General features: G+C 65.7%; 5 protein-coding genes. All 5 read left to right on the top strand.

What is annotated here, in order from left to right; genetic code table 11:
• The first annotated feature begins 18 nt into the window (after positions 1–18).
• The 5 genes from rfbB to B3E94_RS14770 all read left to right on the top strand — a co-directional run bounded on the left by rfbB (position 19) and on the right by B3E94_RS14770 (position 12,108).
• Positions 19–1,089: a dTDP-glucose 4,6-dehydratase gene (gene rfbB, locus B3E94_RS14750; RefSeq protein ID WP_286914071.1), complete on the top strand. Its 1,071-nt coding sequence runs from the start codon at positions 19–21 to the stop codon at positions 1,087–1,089.
• The gene (rfbD, locus tag B3E94_RS14755) at positions 1,086–1,982 is read left to right on the top strand and encodes a dTDP-4-dehydrorhamnose reductase (protein ID WP_286914072.1); all 897 of its coding nucleotides are present in this window, start codon (positions 1,086–1,088) and stop codon (positions 1,980–1,982) included. Before rfbB ends, rfbD begins: the two co-directional genes overlap by 4 nt.
• Before the next feature lie 5 nt (positions 1,983–1,987).
• Complete coding sequence (gene rfbA / locus B3E94_RS14760) at positions 1,988–2,869, top strand: glucose-1-phosphate thymidylyltransferase RfbA (protein WP_286914074.1); 882 nt, start codon at positions 1,988–1,990, stop codon at positions 2,867–2,869.
• A gap of 377 nt (positions 2,870–3,246) precedes the next feature.
• The gene (locus B3E94_RS14765; protein WP_286914075.1) at positions 3,247–10,749 is read left to right on the top strand and encodes a type I polyketide synthase; all 7,503 of its coding nucleotides are present in this window, start codon (positions 3,247–3,249) and stop codon (positions 10,747–10,749) included.
• Positions 10,750–10,758: 9 nt separating this feature from the next.
• The gene (locus B3E94_RS14770; RefSeq protein WP_286914076.1) at positions 10,759–12,108 is read left to right on the top strand and encodes an aminotransferase class I/II-fold pyridoxal phosphate-dependent enzyme; all 1,350 of its coding nucleotides are present in this window, start codon (positions 10,759–10,761) and stop codon (positions 12,106–12,108) included.
• Positions 12,109–12,234: the final 126 nt, after the last annotated feature.

The following is a 12,234-nucleotide window of genomic DNA, read 5'->3' on the forward strand; positions in this document are numbered from 1 at the left end:
TATGGGAAGAACTGAACCATGACTATTTTGGTAACGGGCGGCGCCGGTTTCATTGGTGCGAATTTTGTACTGGACTGGCTGGCTGGGGCCAGCGAGACCGTGGTCAACCTCGACAAGCTTACTTATGCAGGCAACCTGCAGACCCTGAGCAGCCTCAAAGGTGATGAGCGTCATGTGTTCGTACACGGTGATATTGGCGACACCGCGCTGGTGGAGCGCCTGCTGAAAGAGCATCAGCCGCGCGCCATCGTCAATTTCGCTGCCGAATCCCACGTAGACCGCTCGATCCACGGCCCTGAAGACTTCATCGAAACCAACATCGTCGGTACGTTCCGCCTGCTCGAGGCTGTGCGGGCCTACTGGAAGGGGCTGGAGGATCAGGCGCGCCAGGCATTCCGGTTCCTGCATGTTTCCACCGATGAGGTCTACGGCTCGCTGGCTGTTGATGAGCCGGCGTTCACCGAGACCCACCAGTACCAACCCAACAGCCCGTACTCCGCCAGCAAGGCTGCAAGCGACCACTTGGTGCGTTCTTACCACCACACCTACGGCCTGCCGGTGTTGACCACCAACTGCTCGAACAACTACGGGCCGTTCCACTTCCCTGAAAAACTCATCCCGCTGATGATCGTCAACGCGCTGGCTGGCAAACCGCTGCCGGTTTACGGTGACGGCCAGCAGATCCGTGACTGGCTGTACGTCAAGGACCACTGCAGCGCCATTCGCCGCGTGCTGGAAGCCGGTCAGCCAGGTGAGGTGTACAACGTCGGTGGCTGGAACGAGAAGCCGAACCTCGAAATCGTCAATCGCGTGTGCGCATTGCTGGACGAACTGCGCCCGCGTACCGACGGCAAGCCCTACGCAGAGCAGATTGCCTACGTTACCGATCGCCCTGGCCACGACCGTCGTTACGCCATCGACGCACGCAAGCTTGAGCGCGAGTTGGGCTGGAAGCCTGCAGAAACCTTCGAAACGGGTATTCGCAAGACCGTCGAGTGGTACCTGGGCAATCAGGATTGGGTCGAGAACGTGCAGTCTGGTAACTACCGTGACTGGGTTGAGAAAAACTACGCCGGCCGTTCGGTATGAAGATTCTTCTGCTTGGCAAGGACGGCCAAGTCGGTTGGGAATTGCAGCGTAGCCTAGCCCCGTTGGGCGAGGTGCTGGCGCTCAACTCCCGAAGCCAGGGCTACTGCGGTGACCTTGCTGACCTGCCGGGTATTGCGCAGACAGTTCGCAGCTATGTGCCCGATGTCATCGTCAATGCTGCCGCCTACACGGCAGTGGACAAGGCCGAATCCGATCGCGACCAGGCGTTCCGGGTGAATGCCGAAGCGGTGCGTGTGCTGGCACAAGCGGCGGCTGAATGTGGTGCGCTATTGGTGCATTACTCTACCGACTACGTTTTTCCGGGGCAGGGCACTGTCGCATGGCTTGAGCACGATGAGATTGGCCCGCTCAATGTGTACGGCGAAAGCAAGCTGGCAGGCGAGCAGGCGATCCAGGCATCGGGCTGCGCCCATCTGATCTTCCGGACGTGCTGGGTGTATGCCTCTCGCGGTAACAACTTTGCCCGGACCATGTTGCGGCTGGCGTCGGAGCGGGAGAGTCTCGGCGTCATCGATGACCAGTTCGGGGCCCCGACGGGGGCCGAGCTGATTGCCGATGTGACGGCGCATGCCATTACTGCTGCGCGCCGCGATCGTTCGCTCAGTGGTTTGTATCACCTGGCGGCGGGCGGCGAGACCACGTGGTGCGGTTACGCCCGTTTCGTCCTGGAGCAAGCCGCGCAACTCGGCGTCCCACTGAAAGTCAGCGCCGAGCAGGTCAATGCACTGGCCACCGACGCTTACCCGACACCGGCAAAACGACCGGCCAACTCGCGACTCAATACCAATAAACTGCAGAAAGCCTTTGCTCTGACGCTACCTGATTGGCGCCTGGGCGTGGCTCGCATGCTGAACGAAATTCACGAGAAATGACCAACATGAACCGTAAAGGCATTATTCTGGCGGGCGGGTCGGGTACCCGCCTGCACCCTGCCACCCTGGCAATTTCCAAGCAGCTGCTGCCGGTCTACGACAAGCCGATGATCTACTACCCGCTCACAACGTTGATGCTGGCAGGGATTCGCGACATCCTCATCATCTCCACGCCGCAGGACACGCCGCGTTTCGAGCAGTTGCTGGGTGATGGCCATCAGTGGGGCATCAATATCAGCTATGCCGTGCAGGCATCGCCCGATGGCTTGGCACAGGCCTTCCTGATTGGTGAGCGTTTCATTGGCAATGACCTGTCGGCATTGGTGTTGGGTGACAACATCTACTACGGTCACGACTTCCAGAAACTGCTGGGCAGCGCGATGGATCGTACCGAGGGTGCCAGCGTCTTTGCCTACCATGTGCACGATCCCGAGCGTTATGGCGTGGTCGAGTTCGACGGCCAAGGCAAGGCCATCAGCCTGGAAGAGAAGCCGGCCAAGCCCAAGTCCAGCTACGCCGTGACCGGTCTCTACTTCTACGACAAGGATGTGGTCGAAATCGCCAAGGGGATCAAACCGTCCCCGCGGGGCGAGCTGGAAATCACCGACCTCAACCGCGTCTATCTCGAGCAAGCGCGCCTGTCTGTGGAAATCATGGGCCGCGGCTATGCATGGCTGGACACCGGCACCCATGATTCCCTGCTTGAAGCCAGTGCCTACATCGCCACTATCGAGCGCCGTCAGGGCTTGAAGGTCGCCTGCCCTGAAGAAGTGTCGTTCCGTCAACGCTGGATCGATGCACAGCAGCTGGAGAAGCTGGCGGCTCCGTTGGCCAAGAACGGCTACGGCCAGTACCTGCAGCGCCTGCTGCATGACAAGATCTACTGAGACCTGACGTTGACCTCACTTTCACATGCATGAAAGTGAGGTTGGCGCTGTTTCAACTTCAGCACCGGCCCTTGTGCCAAGTAAGCCTGAGAAAGGGGCGGTGCCGTTAAAGAAGGGTGTACTTGCTCTTGAGTGCGGTCGCTCACCCCCCCCCAGCCTTTTCCCTCCCCCCCAACCCGCGTATCATCTCGTCATAAAATTTGAACCGGCCCCGCGCCAGCCCCGAGCAAAAGGCCAGCGCCCCCGCGTGGCAGACAGCTTCAGATACCACACGATCATCAGCGACACACAACGACCAGCCAGTTTCATGGCTAGGCCAGGCATGCCGGCTGTCCGCAGGATGGGACGGTGCCCGATGAGTTTTGAAGGAATGGGTTTTGATTAAGCGTAGAAAGGTTGCAATCGTTGGCTGCTCGTACCGTTTCCCCGGCTCTACCGCTGCCAGCTTCTGGCACAACCTGATGCAAGGGCGTGACCTGGTCACCCAGGTTGACGCCGCCCGTTGGGAAAAGGCCGAATTCCTGCACCCGGACAAGGCCAACCCTGCCACCAGCTACACCTTCGCATCGGGCACCCTCGGCGACATCAGCGCCTTCGATGCAGGCTTCTTCAATATCTCCCCCCGCGAAGCGGCGATGATGGACCCCCAGCAGCGCATGCTCCTGGAAATGTGCTGGGAAACCTTCGAGAACGCCGGGGTCAAGCCGTCCAGCCTGCGTGGCAGCAACTGTGGTGTGTACCTGGGTATCGCCGCAGTCGAGCAGGCCTACCGCCTGGTCGATGACATGGCCTCGATCGACGCCGCCACCGCCACCGGCAACACCATGAGCATCGCCGCCAACCGGCTGTCGTTCTTCTACGACCTGCGTGGCCCGAGCATGGCCATCGACACCGCGTGTTCCTCTTCACTGGTAGCCTTCCACCAGGCCTGCCAAGCGATCATCAGCGGCGATGTCGACCAGGCGGTGACCGGCGGCATCAGCCTGCACATGCACCCGTTCGGCTTCATGATCTTCTCCAAGGCCACCATGCTGTCGCGCACCGGCCGTTGCCAGTCGTTCGACGAAAACGGCGATGGCTATGCGCGCTCCGAAGGCGGTGGCCTGTTCCTGCTCAAGGACTACGACCAGGCCGTGGCCGACGGCAATACCATTCTCGCGGTGGTGGCGGCCAGCGCGGTGAACACCGATGGGCGCAAGTCCAGCCTGACCTTGCCCAATGCCCAGGCCCAGGCGGCGCTGCTCAAGCAGGCCTACGCCAAGGCCGGCATCGCCCCTGAGCAGCTGGATTACCTGGAAGCCCACGGCACCGGCACTTCGGTGGGCGACCCGATCGAGACCCGCGCCATCGGCGAGGCCCTGGGCCAGGCGCGTGGCGCCGGCAACCCGCTGCCGATCGGCTCGGTCAAGAGCAACCTCGGCCACCTGGAGGCCGCTTCCGGCGTGGCCGGCCTGATGAAGGCACTCAACTGCCTGGCCGAACGCACCGTGCCGGCGACCATCGGGGTCAAGGCGCTCAACCCGAATATCCCGTTCGCTGACCTCAACCTGCAGGTGGTCACCGAACCGCTGGCGCTCAAGCGTGAAGGCCAGTTGACCGTTGGCGTCAACTCGTTCGGCTTTGGCGGTGCCAACGCCCACGTCATTCTGCAAAGCCCGCAGCCTGTACCAGCAGCAGCTGAAAAATCGACCGCCGCACGGCTGCCGCTGCTGCTCAGCGCCAAGACCGAGCAGGGCCTGCGCGCCACGGCCGAGCGTTTTGCCGCCTACCTGGCCGAGCATGGCGACGTCGATTACTACGATGTCGCCTACCAGGCGATGTTCCGCCGCGACGCTCATGCCCACCGCCTGCTGCTGGTCAGCGACAACGCCGCTGAAGCGGCGCAGGCACTGGACGACTACGCCCAGGACCCAACCCTCAGCGAGCTCAGCGCCGTGCTCGAAGCCGGCCAGGCGCTGGAGTCGGCCAGCGGCCCGGTGTTCGTCTATTCCGGTAACGGTTCGCAGTGGCAGGGCATGGGCCGGGCGATGCTCGACCAGCCGCTGTTCGCCGCCGCCATCGACGAAGTGGACGCGCTGTTCCAGCCGCTGGCGGGCTATTCGCTGCGCGCCGAGCTGCTCGGCGACAACGGCGAGGGCCGCTACGCGCGTACCGAAATCGCCCAGCCGGCGCTGTTCGCCCTGCAAGTGGCAGTCACCCGCGTGCTGGCGGCAGAAGGCATCCGCCCGGTGGCGGTGGTTGGCCACAGCGTCGGTGAAGTGGCCGCGGCCTGGGCCAGCGGCGCGCTGAGCCTGGAGGACGCAACCCAGGTCATTTACCACCGCAGCCGCCTGCAAGGCCTGACCCGCGGCAGCGGCCAGATGACCGCCGTCGGCTTGCCGGCTGATGCCACCGCAGCCTTGATTGCCGAATTGAGCCTCGACGAGCGCGTGGTCGTCGCCGGCGAAAACAGCGCCCGCGGTGCCACCGTGGCCGGTGAAGTCGAGGCCCTGGCCATGCTGGAAGAAGCCCTGGCCGAGCGCCAGGTGTTCGCCCGTCGCCTGGACCTGGACTACGCCTTCCACTCGCCGGCGATGAACCCCATCGAACAGGCAGTGGTCGCCGACCTGGCGCACATCCGCCCAAAGGCCACGCAGGTTCCGTTCTATTCCACCGTGGTCGGTGGCGAACTGGCCGGCGAGCGCCTGGGCAGCCACTACTGGTGGCAGAACATCCGCTTCCCGGTGCTGTTCCAGGGCGCCCTGGATGCCATGGTGCGCAGTGGCCTGAACCTGTTCGTAGAAGTCGGCCCGCACCCGATCCTGCGCAGCTACGTGAGCGACGTGCTGGCCCAGTGCGAACAGCCTGGCCAGGTGATCGCCACCCTCAAGCGCAACGACAACAGCCCGCAGCTGCTCGAGCGCAGCGTGGCGCGCCTGCTGCTGGCCGGTGTCGAGCCGCAGTGGCCGCAGCGCTTCCCGGTCGCCGGCCGCCCGCTCAATCTGCCCAACTACGCCTGGCAGCGTGACCACTTCCAGTTGCCGGTCAGCGCCGAATCCCTGGGCACCCTGACCCGCGAGCGCGTGCACCCGCTGCTGGGCTACCCGCTGCTGGGCCATGCATTGACCTGGGAAAACCGCCTCGACACCCACCTGTTCCCGACCCTGGCCGACCACAAGGTTGGCGAGTCGGTGCTGTTCCCGGGCGCGGGCTTCACCGAGCTGGCCTTGGCGGTGGCGCAACTGCACCAGCCCGGCACGTTCGTCGACATCGAAGAGCTGGAGATTCACAACCCCCTGCTGCTGAGCAGCGAGGGCAGCAAGAAAGTGCGCGTGCAGGTCGAAGAGGCCGATGGCACCCTGCGCATCACCTCGCGCGGGCTGGCTCAGCATGAAGACTGGGTGCAGCACGTGGTCGCGCGCCTGCCTGGCGAAGCCTGCGGGGTACTGCTTGGCGGCCGTGCGCCGGCCTTGCCCCAGCGCCCGGCAGACTTCAGCGCCGAGCAGCACCTGGCCCTGACCCGCGCTGTGGGCCTGAACTATGGCCCGGCCTACCAGAGCGTGGCCGCCGCCTGGGTCGACGCCGACCGGGTAATCGCCCAGCTGGCCGTACCGGCCGTCATCGAACCCGAACTGGCCGGCCTGCACCTGCACCCCGCCTTGCTCGACGGCGCCTTCCAGCTGATCACCGAATTGCTGGCCAGCCGCCCGGGGCGCAACCCGGGGCTGGCGTTCATCCCGGTCAAGCTGGGGCGTGTCGCCTGGACCAAGCAAGGCGGCGTGCCGGCCCTGGCCGAGGTGCGCCAGCTCAAGCGGACCGAGCATTCGCTGCTGGTCGACGTGACCTTGTTCGACGGCAATGGCGACGCCGTGCTGGCGATCAAGGAGGCCCGCCTGCGCGCCGTGCGCCTGCAGTACGACCGCAGCGGCGAGATCAAGCGCCTGGGCCAGGTCGGCCTGGCTGCGCCGGGTACGGTGTTGCCGGTCGAGCGCCAGGCCGTGAACAGCACCGCGTTGGCCGATGCCCTGCAGAGCCTGGCGCACGAGCCTGCGCAAGTGCGCTACCTGAACGAGGTCGAGCCGCTGCTCGACGTATTGTGCGCAAGCTTCGTGCTCGACCTGGTCGAGCAGGCCGGTGGCAGCCTGAGCGCCGGGCAGTTGGCTCAGTGGTCGCAAGGCCAGGGCAACTACCTTGCGGCGCTGCTGCACCAGGCCGAACTCGATGGCAGCCTGGAGCGCACTGCCGATGGCAGCTGGCAGCTGGCCGACAGTGGCGAGCGCCCGGCGTCGGAAGCGATCTGGCAGGAGCTGTTCCAGAGCTATCCCGAGTACTTCCAGATCATCCACTCGGTGGGCCGTATCGGTCGCCATTTGCCGGCGCTGCTCGACGGCAGCCAGGCGCTCGACAGCCTGCTGCCACGCGAATCCAGCGCTGCCAGCCTGGGCCGCCTGGTTCTCGGCGCGGCCGGCCAGCAGCGCCTGCTCGCGGGTATCGGCCAGGCCCTGGCCGAGCGCCTGGCGCGCTTGCCGGCCGGGCAGCGCCTGCGGGTGCTGGAGTTCGGCTTTGGCGGCGCATCGTTCGCCGAACTGCTGTATGCCGGCCTCGACTTCGACCGTATCGACTACCTGTATTGCGTGGCCGAGCCGGAGCTTGAACAACGCCTGCGCGACGATTGCCCGGCACTCACCGTGCTGGCCCCGGCGCAACTGGCCGAGGCCGGCAGCGTCGACTGGGTGCTGCTGCCGAGTGACCTCGGCGCCCTGGCCGCAGTTGGCGATGCCTTGCGCCAGGCTGCGGCGCAGCTCAACCCCCATGGCCAACTGGCGCTGCTGGGGCAGTACCCGGCGCGCTGGGCCGACTTTGTCTTCGGTGCCCAGGCCGATTGGTGGCTGGCCGGCCCTGAACAGGCGCTGTCGCGCCAGCAAGGCCCGGCGTTCTGGGGCCATGAACTGCAACGCCACGGCCTGAGTGGATGGCACACGCTCGATGCATTGCCGGGTAACGCTTGCGGCAGCTACCTGCTGCTGGCCGACAAACCGGCAACGGCTGCAAGTGCCTCCCCTGAGCCTGCCGTGCAGCATTGGGCCGTGCTGGCCGAAGCCGGGCAGGGCGCCGCCCTGCGCATTGCCGAGCAACTGCGTGAACAAGGCCAGCAAGTCAGCCTGCTGCTGCCCGGTGATGCCCAGGCGCTGGCCAGCCAGCTCGCTGCACTGGGCCAGGAGCCGGAGCATGTGCTGCACCTGGCCGGTTTCGACAGCGCTGCCGGCCTCGATGGCCAGGCCGAGCGCTGCCTGCAGGCTGCAGCGCTGGTGCAGGCTTGCGAATCGCTGAACATCGCCCCGCAGTGCTGGCTGCTCTGCCGCGGCGGCGCCGAGCACCTGTACGGCGCCGACACCGCTGCCGCCATCGATGCGATTGCCGATGCCGCGTTCTGGGGCTTCGGCCGCACCTTGGCCAACGAGTCGGCGAATTGCCGCATTCGCCTGCTCGACCTGGCCCACGGTGCGCCCGTCGAGCTGGCGTTGCCGGCCTTGCTCAATGCCGATGCTGAAACCGAGCTGGCGCTCGATGGCGCAGGCCGCCGCTACGTGCCGCGTCTGCGCGTGCTGGCCAGCGATGCCCAGCGCGGCGTTGCGAGCGAGCACTGGGTATGCCTGGGCTTCGACCTGCCGGGCCAGCTGCGCAACCTGCGCTGGGAAATACGCGAGCCTCGCCAGCCGGCCGCCGACGAGCTGGATATCGCCGTGCGCGCCACCGGCCTGAACTTCCGCGACGTGATGTTCGCCCTCGGCCTGCTGTCCGACGAGGCGATCGAGAATGGCTTCTCCGGCCCGACCCTGGGCTTCGAGTTCGCAGGCGTGGTGCAAGGCAAAGGTGCCCAGGTGCTGGGCGACTTCGCCCCAGGCGATCGCGTGGTGGGCTTTGGCCCATGCAGCTTCGCCAACCGCCTGGTGACCAACGCCAATGCCGTGGCGCGCATTCCTGAAGGCATGTCGTTCGAGGCGGCCGCGACCATTCCGAGTACCTTCTTCACCGTGTACTACGCGCTGCATCACCTGGCGCGCCTGGAACCGGGCGAGAAGGTGCTGATCCATGGCGCCGCTGGCGGCGTCGGCATCGCCGCGATCCAGATCGCCAAATGGCTGGGCGCCGAGATCCATGCCACCGCCGGCAGCGACGAGAAGCGCGACTTCCTGCGCCTGCTGGGTGTGCACAACGTCTACGATTCACGCTCGCTGGCCTACGCCGACCAGGTGCTCGCCGCAACCGGCGGGCGCGGCGTGGATGTGGTGCTCAACTCGCTGGCAGGCGAGGCGATCAACCGCAACTTGCGCGTGCTCAAGCCGTTTGGCCGCTTCCTCGAACTGGGCAAGCGCGACTTCTACCAGAACACCCGCATCGGCCTGCGCCCGTTCCGCAACAACATCAGCTACTTCGGCATCGATGCCGACCAGCTGATGAGCGAACGCCCGCAACTCACCCGCCGGCTGTTTGGCGAGATGATGGCGCTGTTCGAACAGGGCATCCTGCACCCGCTGCCATTTCGTGAGTTCGACGCCAACCAGGTAGTCGAGGCCTACCGCTACATGCAGCAGGCGCGGCAGATCGGCAAGGTCGTGGTCACCTACGCCAGCCCCATCGAGCAGACCGTCGACACCCGTGAGCAGCCGCAGCGTGCGCTGCAACTGGCGGCCGATGCCACCTACCTGGTCACCGGCGGCCTTGGCGGCTTCGGCCTGCGCACGGCGCAGTGGCTGATCGACAAGGGTGCCCGTCACCTGGTGCTGCTGGGCCGCCGCGGCCCGGCCAGCACCGAGGCGCAGCCGCAGCTGGCGCTGTGGCAGGCCCAGGGCCTGGATGTGCAAGCAGTGGCCTGCGACATCACCGACCCCGGCCAGCTGCACAATGTGTTCCAGCGCATCGCCGCCAGCCCGTGGCCGCTGCGTGGCCTGGTACATGCCGCGACGGTGATCGACGACAGCCTGATCCGCAACCTCGACGGCGAGCAACTGCGCCGCGTGCTGGAGCCCAAGGCCAAGGGCGCGCAATACCTGCACCAGCTGACCGAGGGCCTGGCGCTGGACTTCTTCGTGATGTTCTCCTCGGCCACCACCCTGTTCGGCAACCCCGGCCAGGCCAACTACGTGGCTGCCAACCACTGGCTCGAAGCGCTGGCGCGCCACCGCCATGCCCAGGGCCTGGCGGCAACCGCGGTGCTTTGGGGGGCGATCGACGACGTCGGCTTCCTGGCCCGCAATAGCCAGATCAAGGATGCGCTGCAAAGCCGCATGGGCGGCGCCGCCTTGCGTGCCGAGGCGGCGCTGGCGCAGCTCGAAGCCATGTTGCTCGACGGCGATAACGGCCACGGCGTGCTCGAACTGGACTTCAAGGCCTTGTCGCGCTTCCTGCCCACCGCCAATACACCGCGCTTCGCCGAACTGGCTCGCCTGCAGGGTGGCGACCAGGACGATGACAATGATGGCGAGGACATCCAGCGCATGCTCGCCGAACTGGACGAGGCCGCGTTGCTGGAGCGTTTCGTCGAGATGCTCAAGCATGAAGTCTGCGAGATCCTGCGCCTGCCTGCGGCGCGCCTGGACACTCAGCGCCCGCTGCAGCAGCTGGGCCTGGACTCGTTGATGAGCGTAGAGCTGGTGGTCGCCCTGGAAGAGCGCTTCGGCATTCGCCTGCCGGTGATGGAACTCAGTGAAAGCTCAAGCATCGACAAGCTCAGCGTGCGCCTGCTGGAACTGCTGCGCGGCGATGCCGCCAGTGGCGAGGAGCAACTGGCGCAAAACGTACTTGCCCGGCATGGCAGCGAGCTCAGCGCCGAACAGGTGGCAGAGCTCGATGCCGAGTTGGCCGATGCCAGCGTGGCGCCCAACCGTCTGATTGATTAAGAGCCTTTGATGACTGCACGAACCCCCACCGGCCTTGCCGGTGACACCAAGCAACGGCTGATCCAGCAAGCACTGGCGCGCCGCGGCCAAGCGGCGGCGGCGCAGGGCGCCACCCTGGAACAGGCGCAGCAGGCGGCATTGAAGGTACCTGAGGCGTTCTATCGTTTCGACCAGCACCCAGGCTACCAGCAGCTGCGGGTCATGCAGCAGGGCGCTGCGCGGCTTGGCCTGAGCAACCCGTTCTTCCGCATGCACGAAGGCACGGCCGGTGCCTCGACGCAGATCGGTGAGCGCGAGTACCTGAACTTCGCCAGTTACAACTACCTGGGCTATTCCGGCCACCCGCAGGTGGCCGAAGCCGCCAAGGCGGCCATCGACCGCTACGGCACCTCGGTGTCGGCCAGCCGCCCGGTGTCTGGCGACCGCCCGTTGCACCGCGAGCTGGAGCGCGAACTGGCCAGCGTGTACGACGTGGAAGATGCGGTGGTGATGGTCAGCGGCCATGCCACCAACGTCACCACCATCGGCTACCTGTTCGGCCCGCGTGACCTGGTGGTGCATGACGAGCTGATCCACAACAGCGTGCTGCAGGGCATCCAGCTGTCCGGTGCGCGCCGGCTGAGCTTCCCCCACAACGACTGGCAAGCGCTCGACCGCGTGCTGGGCGAACAGCGCCAGCATTTCGAGCGGGTGCTGGTGGTGGTCGAAGGCATCTACAGCATGGATGGCGATTACCCCGAGCTGCCCCGTTTCGTCGAACTCAAGCGCAAGCACAAGGTGTTCCTGATGGTCGACGAGGCGCACTCGCTGGGTGTGATGGGGGCGACCGGCAAGGGCATCCGCGAGCATTTCGACCTGGCGGGGGAGGACGTCGATATCTGGATGGGCACCTTGAGCAAGACCCTGTCCAGTTGCGGCGGTTACATCGCTGGCAGCACGGCGCTGATCGAGCACCTCAAGTTTCTTGCGCCCGGGTTCCTCTACAGCGTCGGTATGCCGCCGGCAGTGGCGGCGTCAGCATTGGCCGCCTTGCAGTTGCTGGCCGAGGGGCGTGACCGGGTAGCGCGGGTTCAGGCCCGCGGTCAGCTGTTCCTGCGCCTGGCCCGTGAGGCCGGGCTGGATACCGCGACCAGCACGGGGTTGGCGGTGATTCCAGTGATCACCGGCAGCTCGTTCAAGGCCGGCAGGTTGTCCAGCGCCTTGTTCGAGCGTGGGATCAATGCCCAGCCGATCCTGTATCCGGCGGTGCCGGAGCAGGCGGCGCGAGTGCGCTTCTTCGTGTCGTGTGAGCATAGCGAGGAACAGATCCGTCATACCGTGGCGGTGGTGGCCGAGGAGATGGCCAGGCTCGGCGGGTGAGGTAGGGGCCTGTCCAGGAAGTGGCATCAAGGCTTCTAGGGGCTTGCCTTGGGGTCTTTAGCGCCTATGAGATCGAGCGCCGCCCGCGCGGCGCATCGCGGGCAAGCCCGCTCCCACAGTCTGTTT

The organism is Pseudomonas sp. UBA6315 (genome assembly GCF_002438125.1).
GTDB classification, from domain to species: Bacteria; Pseudomonadota; Gammaproteobacteria; order Pseudomonadales; family Pseudomonadaceae; genus Aquipseudomonas; species Aquipseudomonas faucium.